This window comes from Telluria sp. B2, from assembly GCF_051789535.1.
GTDB lineage: Bacteria > Pseudomonadota > Gammaproteobacteria > Burkholderiales > Burkholderiaceae_D > Telluria.
Genome location: NZ_CP196525.1, coordinates 5,224,181 through 5,238,425, shown reverse-complemented (window position 1 = coordinate 5,238,425; position 14,245 = coordinate 5,224,181). Strand labels below are relative to the sequence as shown.

At 63.9% G+C, this 14,245-nt stretch carries 13 protein-coding genes and 1 tRNA gene; 7 read left to right on the top strand and 7 right to left on the bottom strand.

Annotated features, from left to right (window positions below):
• Window positions 1-52: 52 nt before the first annotated feature.
• The 5 genes from rpsG to ACSUZJ_RS23160 all read left to right on the top strand — a co-directional run bounded on the left by rpsG (window position 53) and on the right by ACSUZJ_RS23160 (window position 5,877).
• A complete protein-coding gene (rpsG, locus tag ACSUZJ_RS23180) occupies window positions 53-523 on the top strand; it encodes a 30S ribosomal protein S7 (protein WP_312548342.1) in 471 nt (156 codons plus the stop codon).
• A 134-nt stretch (window positions 524-657) separates the two neighbouring features.
• Complete coding sequence (gene fusA / locus ACSUZJ_RS23175) at window positions 658-2,763, top strand: elongation factor G (RefSeq protein WP_499411987.1); 2,106 nt, start codon at window positions 658-660, stop codon at window positions 2,761-2,763.
• A gap of 84 nt (window positions 2,764-2,847) precedes the next feature.
• The gene (gene tuf, locus ACSUZJ_RS23170) at window positions 2,848-4,038 is read left to right on the top strand and encodes an elongation factor Tu (protein ID WP_499411986.1); all 1,191 of its coding nucleotides are present in this window, start codon (window positions 2,848-2,850) and stop codon (window positions 4,036-4,038) included.
• 180 nt (window positions 4,039-4,218) lie between these two features.
• Entirely contained in the window at window positions 4,219-4,536 is a 318-nt protein-coding gene (gene rpsJ, locus ACSUZJ_RS23165; RefSeq protein ID WP_499411984.1) for a 30S ribosomal protein S10, read from the top strand.
• 423 nt (window positions 4,537-4,959) lie between these two features.
• Entirely contained in the window at window positions 4,960-5,877 is a 918-nt protein-coding gene (locus ACSUZJ_RS23160; RefSeq protein ID WP_499411983.1) for a hypothetical protein, read from the top strand.
• 3 nt (window positions 5,878-5,880) lie between these two features.
• Here the strand turns inward: ACSUZJ_RS23160 and ACSUZJ_RS23155 are convergent, their stop codons facing one another.
• From ACSUZJ_RS23155 to ACSUZJ_RS23125, 7 genes are all read right to left on the bottom strand, one after another.
• A complete protein-coding gene (locus ACSUZJ_RS23155; protein ID WP_499411982.1) occupies window positions 5,881-7,152 on the bottom strand; it encodes a TerD family protein in 1,272 nt (423 codons plus the stop codon).
• A 14-nt stretch (window positions 7,153-7,166) separates the two neighbouring features.
• Window positions 7,167-8,072, bottom strand: a complete 906-nt coding sequence (locus ACSUZJ_RS23150; RefSeq protein WP_499411981.1) for an HpcH/HpaI aldolase/citrate lyase family protein — start codon at window positions 8,070-8,072, stop codon at window positions 7,167-7,169.
• Window positions 8,065-9,123 carry a cysteine protease StiP family protein gene (locus ACSUZJ_RS23145; RefSeq protein ID WP_499411979.1) on the bottom strand — a complete coding sequence of 353 codons (1,059 nt, stop codon included), beginning with the start codon at window positions 9,121-9,123 and terminating at the stop codon, window positions 8,065-8,067. The genes ACSUZJ_RS23150 and ACSUZJ_RS23145 overlap by 8 nt, the downstream gene beginning before the upstream one ends.
• Window positions 9,124-9,152: 29 nt before the next feature.
• Window positions 9,153-9,911, bottom strand: a complete 759-nt coding sequence (locus tag ACSUZJ_RS23140) for an HAD family hydrolase (RefSeq protein ID WP_499411978.1) — start codon at window positions 9,909-9,911, stop codon at window positions 9,153-9,155.
• On the bottom strand, window positions 9,883-11,067 hold the full coding sequence (locus ACSUZJ_RS23135; RefSeq protein WP_499411977.1) for a phosphoribosyltransferase domain-containing protein: 1,185 nt from the start codon (window positions 11,065-11,067) through the stop codon (window positions 9,883-9,885). The genes ACSUZJ_RS23140 and ACSUZJ_RS23135 overlap by 29 nt, the downstream gene beginning before the upstream one ends.
• Window positions 11,064-12,083 carry an ATP-grasp domain-containing protein gene (locus ACSUZJ_RS23130; RefSeq protein WP_499411976.1) on the bottom strand — a complete coding sequence of 340 codons (1,020 nt, stop codon included), beginning with the start codon at window positions 12,081-12,083 and terminating at the stop codon, window positions 11,064-11,066. The genes ACSUZJ_RS23135 and ACSUZJ_RS23130 overlap by 4 nt, the downstream gene beginning before the upstream one ends.
• Window positions 12,084-12,171: 88 nt before the next feature.
• Entirely contained in the window at window positions 12,172-12,747 is a 576-nt protein-coding gene (locus ACSUZJ_RS23125) for a TerD family protein (RefSeq protein ID WP_499411974.1), read from the bottom strand.
• Window positions 12,748-13,235: 488 nt separating this feature from the next.
• Here ACSUZJ_RS23125 and ACSUZJ_RS23120 point away from each other — a divergent pair.
• Both ACSUZJ_RS23120 and rplC read left to right on the top strand, forming a co-directional pair.
• Window positions 13,236-13,312, top strand: a tRNA-Val gene (locus ACSUZJ_RS23120).
• Between the two features lie 275 nt (window positions 13,313-13,587).
• Window positions 13,588-14,244 (top strand): 50S ribosomal protein L3, encoded by a 657-nt coding sequence (rplC, locus tag ACSUZJ_RS23115; RefSeq protein WP_313705360.1) that lies wholly within the window; start codon window positions 13,588-13,590, stop codon window positions 14,242-14,244.
• The last annotated feature ends 1 nt before the right edge of the window (window position 14,245 follow it).

The following is a 14,245-nucleotide window of genomic DNA, read 5'->3' as shown; positions in this document are numbered from 1 at the left end:
GTCTTTCGCGAGTGCGGTTAAAGCACTCAACTGAAGATAGGAAGGAATTGAAATGCCACGTCGTCGTGAAGTACCCAAGCGCGAGATCCTGCCGGATCCAAAATTCGGCAACACCGATGTCGCCAAGTTCGTCAACGTTCTGATGCTGTCCGGCAAGAAGTCGGTCGCTGAAAACATCATCTACGGTGCGTTTGAATACATCCAGACCAAATCGGGCAAGGACCCGCTGGAAGTGTTCGCGGCCGCGATCAACAACTGCAAGCCGATGGTCGAAGTCAAGTCCCGTCGCGTCGGCGGCGCCAACTACCAGGTGCCAGTGGAAGTTCGTCCGGTCCGTCGTATGGCGCTGTCCATGCGTTGGTTGCGCGAAGCCGCAAACAAGCGCAGCGAAAAATCCATGCCACAACGCCTGGGTGGTGAACTGATGGAAGCGGCTGAAATGCGCGGTGGCGCAATGAAGCGCCGTGACGAAGTGCACCGCATGGCTGAAGCGAACAAGGCGTTCTCGCACTTCCGCTTCTAAGCAAATGGCCAAACTCCCCAGGGGCGCGTCCCCGGCTTGGGGGCGCGGCCATGCAGTATCCGTTGTTCAGGCCGGGCGCGTTTTGATCTCAAAATGCCGTCCGGTTTTGTCCATTCAAAGATTTAGGAAAAATTATGGCACGCACTACCCCCATTGAGCGCTACCGCAACATCGGTATTTCCGCTCACATCGACGCCGGCAAGACCACGACCACCGAGCGCATCCTGTTCTACACGGGTGTGAACCACAAGCTGGGTGAAGTGCACGACGGCGCCGCCACCATGGACTGGATGGAGCAGGAACAAGAGCGTGGTATCACCATCACCTCGGCTGCGACCACCTGCTTCTGGAAAGGCATGGCCAGCAACTTCGAGCCGCACCGCTTCAACATCATCGATACCCCGGGCCACGTCGACTTCACCATCGAAGTGGAACGTTCGATGCGCGTCCTGGACGGCGCCTGCATGGTTTACTGCGCAGTCGGTGGCGTGCAGCCGCAGTCGGAAACCGTGTGGCGTCAGGCTACCAAGTACAAAGTCCCGCGTCTGGCATTCGTCAACAAGATGGACCGTACCGGTGCGAACTTCTTCAAGGTCTACGAGCAGATGCGCGCTCGCCTGAAGGCCAACCCGATCCCGATCCAGATCCCGATCGGCGCTGAAGACAACTTCAAGGGCGTCGTCGACCTGATCAAGATGAAGGCCATCCTGTGGGATGACGCTTCGCAGGGCATGAAGTTCGAATACGCCGACGTGCCGGCCGAGCTGGTCGACCAGGCCAACGAATGGCGCGAAAAGCTGATCGAAACCGCCGCTGAAGCGTCGGAAGATCTGATGAACAAGTACCTGGAAGAAGGCGAACTGTCGGAAGCCGAGGTCAAGAAGGCGCTGCGCGAGCGCACCATCAACGGCGAAATCGTCCCGATGATGTGCGGCACCGCATTCAAAAACAAGGGCGTACAGGCAATGCTGGACGCGGTCATCGAATACCTGCCGTCGCCAGTGGACATCCCGCCGGTCTCGGGCACGGACGAAGACGACCAGCCGGTCACCCGCAAGGCTGACGACAGCGAGAAGTTCGCTGCGCTGGCATTCAAGATCATGACCGACCCGTTCGTCGGCCAGCTGATCTTCTTCCGCGTGTATTCGGGCGTCGTGAATTCGGGCGATACCGTCTACAACCCGATCAAGGGCAAGAAGGAACGCCTGGGCCGTATTCTGCAGATGCACGCCAACCAGCGTGAAGAGATCAAGGAAGTCCGCGCCGGCGACATCGCCGCTGCTGTCGGCCTGAAAGAAGCGACCACCGGCGAAACCCTGTGCGACCCGTCGGCACCGATCATCCTCGAAAAGATGGTGTTCCCGGAGCCGGTCATCCAGCAGGCCGTCGAGCCGAAGACCAAGGCTGACCAGGAAAAGATGGGCCTGGCACTGAACCGTCTGGCTCAGGAAGACCCGTCGTTCCGCGTGCGTACCGACGAAGAATCGGGCCAGACCATCATCGGTGGTATGGGCGAGCTGCACCTGGAAATTATCGTTGACCGCATGAAGCGCGAATTCGGCGTGGAAGCAACCGTCGGCAAGCCACAGGTTGCCTACCGCGAAACCATCCGCAAGGCAGTCACCGACGTCGAAGGCAAGTTCGTCAAGCAGTCGGGCGGCCGCGGCCAGTACGGTCACGCTGTTCTGACCATCGAGCCGCAGGAACCGGGCAAGGGCTTCGAGTTCGTCGACGCCATCAAGGGCGGTGTCATTCCTCGCGAATACATCCCGGCAGTCGAGAAGGGTGTGCGCGAAACCCTGACCACCGGTGTCCTGGCTGGCTACCCGGTCGTTGACGTGAAAGTCACCGTGACCTTCGGTTCGTACCACGACGTCGACTCGAACGAAAACGCGTTCCGCATGGCGGGCTCGATGGCGTTCAAGGAAGGCTGCCGTAAAGCGAATCCGGTCATCCTCGAGCCGATGATGGCCGTGGAAGTGGAAACGCCGGAAGACTACGCCGGTTCCGTGATGGGCGACCTGTCGTCCCGCCGCGGCATGGTGCAGGGCATGGACGAAATTCCTGGCGGCGGCGGCAAGATCATCAAGGCCGAAGTTCCGCTGTCGGAAATGTTTGGTTACTCGACCTCGCTGCGTTCGGCGACCCAGGGCCGTGCAACCTACACGATGGAATTCAAGCACTACGCTGAAGCACCGAAGCACGTCATCGACGCAATCGTGACCGCCAAGGCCAAGTAATAAAAATCATGGCTGCGGCGTGCAAGCGCCGCAGCTACAATAACAACACAGTAAAAAAAGTCGTTCTTTTAAAGGAAGATCAAAATGGCAAAAGAAAAGTTCGAACGGACCAAGCCGCACGTGAACGTCGGCACCATTGGTCACGTTGACCACGGCAAAACCACCCTGACGGCTGCGATCGCAACCGTTCTGTCGAAGAAGTTCGGCGGCGAAGCCAAGGCGTACGACCAGATCGACGCGGCTCCGGAAGAGAAGGCACGCGGCATCACCATCAACACCGCGCACGTCGAGTACGAAACCGCTACCCGTCACTACGCACACGTTGACTGCCCAGGCCACGCCGACTACATCAAGAACATGATTACCGGTGCTGCGCAGATGGACGGCGCGATCCTGGTGTGCTCGGCCGCTGACGGCCCGATGCCACAGACCCGCGAGCACATCCTGCTGGCGCGTCAGGTTGGCGTTCCGTACATCATCGTGTTCCTGAACAAGTGCGACCTGGTCGATGACGCTGAACTGCTGGAACTGGTCGAAATGGAAGTCCGCGAACTGCTGTCGAAGTACGAGTTCCCAGGCGACGACCTGCCAATCATCAAGGGTTCGGCACGTATGGCCCTGGAAGGCCAGCCGGGCGAGCTGGGCGAAGACTGCATCATCCGTCTGGCTGACGCACTCGATTCGTACATCCCGACCCCGGAACGCGCTGTTGACGGCACCTTCCTGATGCCAGTCGAAGACGTGTTCTCGATCTCGGGCCGTGGTACCGTCGTGACCGGTCGTGTCGAGCGTGGCGTGATCAAAGTCGGCGAAGAAATCGAAATCGTCGGTATCGTTGACACCGTGAAGACCACCTGCACCGGCGTGGAAATGTTCCGCAAGCTGCTGGACCAGGGTCAAGCTGGCGACAACGTCGGCCTGCTGCTGCGCGGCACCAAGCGTGAAGACGTCCAGCGTGGCCAGGTTCTGGCCAAGCCGGGCTCGATCAAGCCGCACAACCACTTCACCGGCGAGATCTACGTGCTGTCGAAAGACGAAGGTGGCCGTCACACCCCGTTCTTCAACAACTACCGTCCGCAGTTCTACTTCCGTACCACCGACGTGACCGGCTCGATCGAGCTGCCAGCGGACAAGGAAATGGTCATGCCAGGCGATAACGTGTCGATCACCGTCAAGCTGATCAACCCGATCGCGATGGAAGAAGGTCTGCGCTTCGCAATCCGCGAAGGCGGCCGTACCGTCGGCGCCGGCGTGGTTGCCAAGATCATCGCCTGATAGCGTGTGATCACCGGGCAGGGCATTAGTCCTGTCCGAACAACAGAGGGGGCAGAATTTCGGTTCTGCCCCCTCTGTACGAGTGGAACAGTGTTATACTCCCGCTCTTGTGCTGTACCGAAGTAACCGAATACATGATTGCCGGCGACAAGCCGGTTCGTTCTTTTTTAAGGAAATAGCATGTCCACTCCAAACCAGAAAATCCGCATTCGCCTGAAAGCGTTCGACTACAAGCTGATCGACCAGTCCGCACTGGAAATCGTCGACACCGCCAAGCGCACCGGCGCTGTGGTCAAGGGCCCGGTCCCGCTGCCGACCCGCATCCAGCGTTTCGACATCCTGCGTTCCCCGCACGTCAACAAGACCTCGCGCGACCAGTTCGAAATCCGTACGCACCAGCGTCTGATGGACATCGTGGACCCGACCGACAAGACCGTTGACGCACTGATGAAGCTGGACCTGCCGGCTGGCGTCGACGTCGAAATCAAGCTGCAGTAATCTTTTTGGCAGACGCGGAGCGATCCGCGAGCGCTGAAATAATCGGGGCCGGGAAGGGCCGCCACATTGGCGAACCTTCCCGGCCCCGATGCTTTTGTACCGTCTGATCACGCGCGTTAATGCGTCAGGTGATACAAGACCTTCCCCAGTCCCCCGCCGACCCACGACCCGGCAACACCACAGGCCAACCAGAACACCAGCATCAAGGCATAGCGCAGCACAGCGTTTGGTACGAGAAGTTCGAGTTTTTTTTATGATGGCTTCCCATGCGAAAACGCGATCATCGGTCCCGGCGTGGTCCTGCGCCGCGAGCCTGAACAAGTTTTCGCATGACCGGCAAACGCTGGTTGCGCCAAGTTGCTGAACTTCAATCCTGTTAATATCTCTGCAATGGTTTTCTTGACAGGCATGGAGGGAGGACGGATGGCAACGTGGCACGCATACTTCGCCAAGCAGCTGGCATGGCTGCAGGACACCAACTGGTGGCAGATGCTGGGTTACGCCTGGCTGGTCTTCGTCTTCGGCCGCTTCGCCACCTACCTCGCGCCCGAGGCCGCCAGGCCCCTGCTGGACAAGCCGCTGCTGCTGCTCCCCCTGCTGCTGATCGTCGCCAAGGATTTAGCGGGCATTCCCGATTTCTCGCGCCGCATGCGCCAGGTGGCGCGCAAGGGCACGCCCTGGAGCGAACGTCTCGGCGCCACGCTGCCGCCCGAGTTCCTCGCCTTCCTCAAGCTCGGCCGGGCAATGCGCCAGGCCTTCCTTGCCTGGGTGCGGCGCCAGCCGCATCCGGCGCGTCCCGCAGGCACCGTGCTGACCTACACCGAACGCGGCGCCTATTCGACTGTCCTGGGCATCGCCGTCTTCTCGGCATGTATCGAACTGCCGATCGATGCCGCGATCGCCTCGATCTTCATCGACGAGCCGCGCCTACGCGCCATCCTGCACCTGTGTTCGCTGTGCTCGGCCGCGACGATCCTGATGTGGGTGGCGGGCGACCGCTGGATGGTGAGGGGAGCGAAAGGCCACGTGCTGACGGGCGACACGCTCGACCTGTCGATCGGCGCGCGTGCCTCGGGCCTGATTCCATTGGGCGCCATCGACAGTGTGGAAAATGTCAGCGAAAAGCCGGAGCAGTGGTGCAAGCGCCGCGGCGTGGCGAGGCGCGAGACGGTTACGGTGTCGCCGTTCGACGCGCCGAACGTGGTGCTGCGCCTGCGCCCCGGCGTGCCGGTGACGGTCGCCAGCTACCAGCTGGCGAAGCAGGATCCGGCGTATGTCTTCCTGTATCTCGACCGCCCGGAACTGCTTGGCGCGGCGGTGCGCCGCGCCAGGGGCGATTAGGCCCTAGTCCTTCGACCCGGTCTTCCAGCGCAACCCGAAGCCGAAGCGCTGGTCCATCAGTTCGTGCGCGCTGGTGCGGCCCTGCTGCTCGAAATACTCGACCATCTTGGTCACCTGCAGGCGGCCGCCCTGGTTCTCGATCATCGCGATCGCGCACATCATCTGGTTGCCGCCCTGGTCCAGGCGCACCTCGATCGGCGCCTGGTTCGGCACCGAGACGGTGACCACGCCGTCGGTCGCCGACCAGTTCGGTACGCCCTCGTAGATGAAGGAGAAGATCAGCGCGCGCCGGATCTGGTCGAACTGGTCGCCGTTGATCCACAGGTTCTCGCCATTGCTCGAGGCGCCGGTGCGGTCGTCGGCGTCGAGCTTGATGTAGGGCAGGCGGTCGTAATCTCCCCAGGCGTTGCCCAGCGCCTGCACCAGCCCCTTGCGGCCGTCGGCCAGTTCGAACATGCAGCCGAGGTCGAGGTCGATGCCGCCCGAGCGCTTGCGGTTGCCCGCCGCGCCCCCGAGGCCGCCCATGGCTTCGCTCAGGCGGCCGAGCAGGCCCGTCTTGGCCGGTGCGGGCGTCGGCGCGGCTGCGCCCAGGCTGGACTGGTTCCAGTTCAGGTTCACGTGGATGCGTCCGTAACCGCGGCCTGCGGCCTTGTCGAGCGAGACCTTGTCGCCGCGCTTTTCCAGCGTGATCTTCGACAGCGAGACCTTCGGCGCCGCCGGCGCCGGCGCGGCAGGGGCGGCAGGGGCAGGCGCAGGCGAGGCCGGCTTGGCCTCGGTGCCGCCGAAATGCGCCAGCAGCGCCGACAGGCCGCCATTGAAACCTTGTCCCACCGCGCCGAAGCGCCACTGGCCATCGCGCCGGTAGATTTCGGCCACGATCACCGCCTTCTCGTCGCCGAAGTCGGCGCCCGACCACGGGAAGCGGATCGCTTCGCCCACGGTCAGCGCACTGGCGCCGAGGGCGCGCATCGTCTGCGCGCCGTCGATCGCGGCCACGAACACCAGCTTGGCGATCGAGGCAGGCAGGGCATCGAGGTTGACGGCGAAGCGCGCCTTGCCACCGGCCAGGCTCAGCGTTACCGCGTCGGCCGGGCTGGCGAGCTGGTTGTAGAAGACCATGTAGCGTTCGTCCGAGAGCCGGTCGGCCGCATCCAGGCCGAAGCAGGAGACGTCGACCGACATGCCCGGCGCGGTGATGTCGATCTCGACCGGGAAGCGGCTGCCGGCGCCAAGGTCCGCCAGTTTTCCCTTCTGGCCGCGTGCGAAGTTGTTCATGTGCTGATCCTTTCCTAGAGAGCGGCCGGCCAGTGCGGCGCATCAAGTTGGTGGGCGCCGAACAGGCGCGATTGCGCGACCATGCGTTCGGCCCAGGCGCGGTGGGTCGCCACCTCGCACATCGACTCGTGCATCTTGAAGACGGCAGGGCTGTTCTCGTCCAGGATGGCCTGGGCGGCGGCCAGGTCCTGCGGCCTGACCTTGTAGTGCTGCTCGATCGGCCCGATCTGGCTCGGATGGATGGCCGTCTTGCCGACCATGCCGTAGGCCATGTCTTCCTGCACCTCCTGGTCCAGCAGTTCCGGCACGTCCAGGTGCTCGAACACGGGCGCCGTGAGGGCGAAGCCGTAGGGACGGAAGATCGTCACCAGCTTCGCGATGACCGGGCCGAGGGGCGTGCGGTAGAGCGTCATGCCGCGCGGGCGCCGCAGCCCCAATAAAGCCAGCAGATCGTTGCCGCCGATGCGCAGCGCCAGGATGCGGCTGCGGACGCCCGGCGACTGCAGCAGGTCGCGGAAGGCTTCCATTTCGCGTTCGCTGAAGACTTCGGCCGTTTCCAGCGTGGGCATGAGCATGTGGTCGGTGTCGCGCACCAGGCGGTAATAGGATTCAAAATTGTGGCGTGTCGCCTTCGGGATCACGAAGCCGGTCAGCTTGTCCGCGCCGCGCATCGCCAGCACGCGCGCCAGCACGTCGGGATTGCGCACGCGGACGAAGCGTTCGGCCGCGACGTCCGCGTGCATGTGTTCCAGCACGACGGACAGGTTGAACAGCGCCCAGCTCAGCTCGCGGTCGGCGACCGCGTCCTCGGTGCAGAAGATCAGCGAGCGCGCATCGGGCAGCTTCTCGCCGTTCGCGATGCGCAGCAGGTGTTTGTGGTTGGCCGGCACGTACAGCGACGCGCCCATCGATTTATGCATCCGATGCACTCCTGATCAGGGAAACAGCTTGGTAAGGCAATGCCGGGTCGATCTCGACCGGCACCTGTGTTTCTTCGGCCAGCAGGCGCAGGTGCGCCACCGCCGGCGCCTGCGGGTCGCGCAGCACCAGCAGGCGCGGCGCCCGGCGCAGCAGCACGCGCGTGGCCTCGCCAATGCCCGGTTTTACCAGGTTGACGTCATGGATGCCGTAGCGCGCCAGCGCCGCGGCGATATACGCCTGCGAGCGGCTTGCCGCCGCGCGCGCATCGACCGCCTCGACGTCCACGTTGGCCTCGCCGGGCAGTGCGAGCGCGCGGCGTTCGAGGTCGTCCACGAAGTCGCGCGAGCGGTCGTGCGCCGCGAAGTCGCTGTACAGCACGCAGCCATGGAAGTCGTCCGGGCCGATCGCGCGGCTGATGACCGAGCGGCTGACCAGTCCCGACACCGTCGCGTTCAGGATGCTCGACGGGATCAGGTAGTCCTCGCTCGACGCCGCGCAGGCGGCGGCGCCGGCCAGGTCCGACAGCACGAACAGGCCGCTGTCGATATCGGTGCCGTGCTCGCGGTTGAAGCGCGCGATCGAGGTGGCCAGCTCGCGTGCGATCACGCCCTTGCCGGTCCAGCCGTCGACGAACACGATCGACCGGGGCGCATGTCCGCGCGCAAGGATGTGGCGCAGCGCGTTGGCGTCGATGCCGCGGTCGCGCACGATCGACACCGAATAATGCGTGGCCACGCGGTCGTGCACGCGCTCGAGCAGGCGCCTGAGGACCACGCCGATGGGCGTGCCGCCGCGCGCCAGCGACACGATCGCAACCGGACCGCTGCGGCGCTGGGCGATGAGCTGTGCCAGGCGCAGGCAGTCGCGCGCCATGCGTTCGCCGTTGGCGCGGCAGGCTTGCTCGAACACGGCGACATAGCGCGCCGAAGGCGGGCGCTCGGGCGACAGCATCTCGCTGTAATGGCGTTGGCCCGACTGGATCAGGCGCTCCTTCTCGCCGACGTCGTCGACGAAGTCGCACAGCGGCAGCGGCTTGAGGAGGAACGTCACGTCCGCGCCGTGGTAACTGCCGGAGAAGTTCACAGCGCCTCCACGGTGAGTTTCGAGAGCTGGGTCCGGCGCGGGATGATGGCGTAGTCGCAATCGGCCATGAAGCGCGCGTCCGAGCGGCTGTCGCCCATGCCGAAGGTGATCACGTCGCCATGCTCGCGGCGCAGGCGTTCGGTGACCCAGGCCACCGCATTCGCCTTGTCCAGGCTGGTGGGCAGGATCGCCAGGTTGTTGCCGTTGCGGTGCACGCAGTAATCCTGGCGGCCGTCGGCGATCCAGGGACGCACCACCTCGTCCTCGAACAACACCAGGTTGGACGCGATCTTGTCCGGATCCTTCACGACCAGGAAGAAGGGGCTGCCGGCATCCTCGACCAGCCGCGCGCGGCCCTTGAAGCCGCCCGCTTCGGCCCAGGCGTCGATGCGCGCGGCCAGCTCATGCAAACCGGGCAGGGCGGCGTTCATTTTGGCGTGCATCACGCCTTGCCAGTCGCGGTCGATGCTGCCGTCGGGCAGCAGGATCACGCCGCCGAAATCCAGGATCACATAGCTGGTGAAACCCAGGTCGACACGGTGGAAGGCATCGAGGCTGCGCGCCGTGGTCGGGATTACCGTCATGCCTTCGCTGGCGAAAGTGAAAAAGGCGCGCTGGGCCGGCGTGGTGAGCGAACAGATGCTGCCGTCGCTGTAATAAGCGGCCGGCTCCAGACCGTCGCGCACGGCGCATTTTTCCAGGGTCTGGAACAGTGTGTCGTCCAGGTCAGCGAACAGGAACTTCTTCAACGTCATCCTCGGTGTGATAGTGGAACAGGCGCGCGCCGAGCTGGCGGACGAGTTCGCGCAGCGCCGCGTTCGGCGGCGTCTCGTGGCAGACCAGCACGTGCGCGTACTGGCCGGACGCCACGTTGTACAGGAAGTTGGCGATGCCTTCGCCGTAGTTGTCGGGGAAGCTCAGCGCGTGCTTCACCGCGCCCCAGGTCAGGATCGGCGAGCGCGTGGTCGACTGCACGACCACGTCCAGGCCATGCGTTTCGAGCGCCGCGCCCAGCAGGGTGGACGCGTGCATGAATTCGCCGGTGCCGAGCACCAGCACTTTGTCGCCCGGCGCGATGCTGTCCGCCAGCCGGCGTGCCAGGGCTGTCGGCGCGCGCAAGGGGCGGGCGAGACCGAGGCGTCCAAAGGCGGTGCTGGCGCCGCGCTCGGCCTGCGCATCGAAGCGCTGGGCCGGCGCCGCGTCCACCGGCACATTCGCGGCCTCGAAGCGGTACTCGCCCTCGATCAGGGCGCCCATGCTGGCAGGCATGCCGAAGCGCCCGGCGAGTGCCGAGGTGGCGGCCTGGCCCATGAAATTGGTGATGACCGCCAGGTGCACGCGCCCGATCGTCGGGTTCAGGCGGCGGCAGGCCTGCGCCAGGTTCACGAAAGTGTTGCCGGTGCTGGCCTCGTCGTCGACCAGCACGATGGTCTTCGCCTGCAGCAGCAGGTCCTGTTCGTGCCGGCTTGAGGGCATGTGCAGGAACTGGCGCGGCGCGTGGCTGTGCGCTTCCTCGAATTCGATGATGGGCCCGTTGCCGACGCGGTAGCGCGTCGTGTGCAGGAACAGGGCTTCGCGTCCCGGATTGGCGCGCAGCCAGGCCTCGAACACGCCCTGGCCCAGGCCGACCGCCGTCTCGGCCATCGCAATGAACAGCACCGGACCCTCGCCATCCGGCACCCCGGCGGCCAGGCGCGCGTGCACGTCGAGCATGATCGATGGCCGCACCGGCCAGTGCTTGCCCAGCACCTTGCTCAGGAACAGAAAGCCGCGCTTGGCGTTGGCGCGCGCGGCAAAGCCGAGCAGGGCGTCGAGTTCTTCGGCGCCCTTGTGCAGATCGACCTCGAGCAGGCCGGTGGGCAGGCGTTCCTCACGGCGCAGCGGGAGACCGGCATCCAGGCGCGCGTTCATGCCAGCTCCACGGCTTGCGTCAGTTCGCCCACGCGCATGCCAGTGCGTACCGGTGCGACCTCGACCTTGTCGTAGCCGTCGGCGAAGCCGGCGAGGGCGATGTACGGCAGGTTCGGTCCGGCCACGCAGGCCATGCCGATGCCGCCCGACATGCGTGGGTTAATCTCGAGCAGGCGCGCGCGTCCGTCCGCTTCGCGGAACTGGACGTTGAAGATGCCGTTCAGGCCATAGGCGCGCGCCAGGTGTGCGGTGGCGTCCAGGATGTCGGCGCGCTGGTCGATGCGCTGGCCGGCGCCGGCTTGTGCCGATTTGCGGCGCGCGACCGCCGCTACCAGGCGGCCGTTGTCGCCGACGCAGTCGACGCTGTATTCGCGCCCGTCCAGGAATTCCATCAGCAGCATGTCGCGGAACGCGCCAAGGGCGGGCAGGGCGCGCCGGAAGTCGGCGAGCGAGACGTGGTATTCGGCGCCGGCCATCAGCAGTTCGGCGCTGCTGCGCGTTTCGTCCAGCACGGCGAAGCCGAGACCGTAGATCGAGCGCGAGGGCTTCACGCACAGCCTGGCGTGACGGCGGCGCAGCAGGTCGTAGGCTTCCTCGAAGCCGGCGGCGTTGTCGAAGCGGCGGAACTCGGCCACCGGTGCGCCGGGCAGGTCGACTTCCGCATAAAAGCGGCCCTTGTCGTGGATGAGCTGCAGGTTCTCTTCGGAGGCGCAGCTCAGGACGCGGGTGCCGCCGGCGGCAAAGCGCGCATGGGCGCCGGCCAGCAGGGTCGCCTCGCGTCCGGGGACGAAGATGTCGATCTTGTGGTCGCGGCAGAAGCCGACGCACCAGTCGACGTAGGGCTGGCCTTCGAGCCCGGTCGGCTCGCGGTGGAATTCGTGGGCCACGCGCGCCACCGGCGACTGCGGGTTGGGATTGCTGTGGACGATATGGAAGCGCCCGTCGACGTCGGCGCGGCGGATCAGCTCGATCGCGGCGTAGACGGACGAGAACGTACGGTTGAACCAGACGCGCATGAAGTCCTTCTGAGGGGGAGACGCCCCGCGTGCGGCGGGGCAGGGGCAGGGCGGCGAAAGCCTCCCTGCGAACCGGCGCGAGGCCGGATTACACGTTGACGCCGAACGAGCGTGCCAATGGACCCAGGCCGCCGTTGTAGCCCTGGCCGACGGCGCGGAATTTCCAGTCGCCGCCAGCGCGGTACAGTTCGCCGAAGATCATTGCGGTTTCGGTCGAGCTGTCCTCGGACAGGTCGTAGCGGGCGATCTCGGCGTTGCCGTTGGCATTGACGCAGCGGATGAAGGCCTTGCCGACCATGCCGAAGTTCTGGCGGCGCGCTTCGGCATCGTGGATGGTGACGCAGAACGAGATCTTGTCGACGTCTGCCGGTACCTTGGTCAGGTCGACGGTGACGGTTTCGTCGTCGCCTTCGCCCTGGCCGGTGGTGTTGTCGCCGTTGTGGACGACCGAGCCGTCGCTGGACTTGAGGTTGTTATAGAAGATGAAGTCGGTATCGCTGCGCACCTTCGCATCGGACTTGAGCATGAACGCGCTGCCGTCCAGGTCGAATGCCGCGCCGTCGGTCGAGCGCGGGTCCCAGCCCAGGCCGATGATGACCTTGGTGAGGTTCGGTGCTTCCTTGCTGAGGTTGACGTTACCGCCTTTTTGCAAACTGATTGCCATTACAGCTCCTTTCAGTGGGAGTGAACATTGCCCGTGATGCCGCCGCCCCGGTTGGCGCCAGCCGTGCCCTGCGCCCGGCCGGAAACTCAATTCGCTTCGGCTGCCAATATAGGCGCTAATTGCTCGATTGTACACAGCTGACCTTATGGCAAGCTTAGGCGAGGATGGGGTGCTGACGGCGCACGGCGTGCCGGCAGGGTGGGGCTGTTGCCTGTGCCGCTATTGGTATGCCGAATTCGCGTGGGCTCGAGAGCCCACCCTACGGGATACGCCACGGACCGCGATTGGAAGAGCCCATTGGCGCCAACCTTTGTCATCGAAGTCCGCAGCGCATCCTGTAGGGTGGGCACCTGTGCCCACGCGGATCATGAGGACCGATAACAGGGCAGGCAACAGCCCCACGAACATACGCCTTCCGCCCGACTCACCACCCACATCACACTCAGCTATTGCAAACCGCGCGTAGCTCTCTTATAATTCGGCTCCTCGGGCGGTTAGTTCAGTTGGTTAGAATACTTGGTCGACATCCAAGGGGTCGCAGGTTCGAATCCTGCACCGCCCACCAAAGACACTTCAAACATGCGCGGAACCCTTCGCGGTTCTGCAGAGAAAAGGCGCATCGGTGCCTTTTCTGTGCTGGTCAGCTAGATCAGATTCCTTCTTCTCCACGCTACTGCGAAAAATGCGCAACAGGGGTCACATACCTCCGATTATCTTGTTGCGTCAAGCCCCTTTGCGCGCTATACTAGCCGGCTTCGGTACGGATACGCCTTTTTGAATCCGTGCTTTTTCTAGTAGTTAAACAACCCCCGCCCAATCGTAGGTGGGAATGGAGAAAAAATGAGCCTGGGCCTTCTCGGTCGCAAGGTTGGCATGATGCGCATCTTCACGGATGACGGGGATTCGATCCCAGTCACCGTGCTCGACGTATCGAACAACCGTGTTGCGCAAATCAAAACTCCTGAAACCGACGGCTATGCCGCAGTTCAGGTCGCATTCGGTCAACGTCGCGCTTCCCGCGTGACCAAGGCTGTTGCGGGTCACCACGCTAAAGCTGGCGTGGAAGCTGGCACGATGCTGAAGGAATTCCGCGTCGACGCCGCCAAGGCAGCCGAACTCAAAACCGGTGACGCCGTCAACGTTTCGCTGTTCGAAGTCGGCCAGAAAATCGACGTGCAAGGCACCTCGATCGGTAAGGGCTACGCCGGTACCATCAAGCGTTACAACTTCGCATCGGGCCGTCAAACCCACGGTAACTCGCGTTCGCACAACGTTCCTGGCTCCATCGGTATGGCGCAGGATCCGGGCCGCGTGTTCCCTGGCAAGCGCATGACCGGTCACATGGGCGACGTTACCGTCACCACCCAGAACCTGGAAATCGCTCGTATCGACGCTGAGCGTCAACTGCTGCTGGTGAAAGGTGCCGTTCCTGGCGCCAAGAACGGTCAAGTGATCGTCAAGCCGGCTGTCAAAGTCAAAGCCAAGAAAGGAGCTTAAA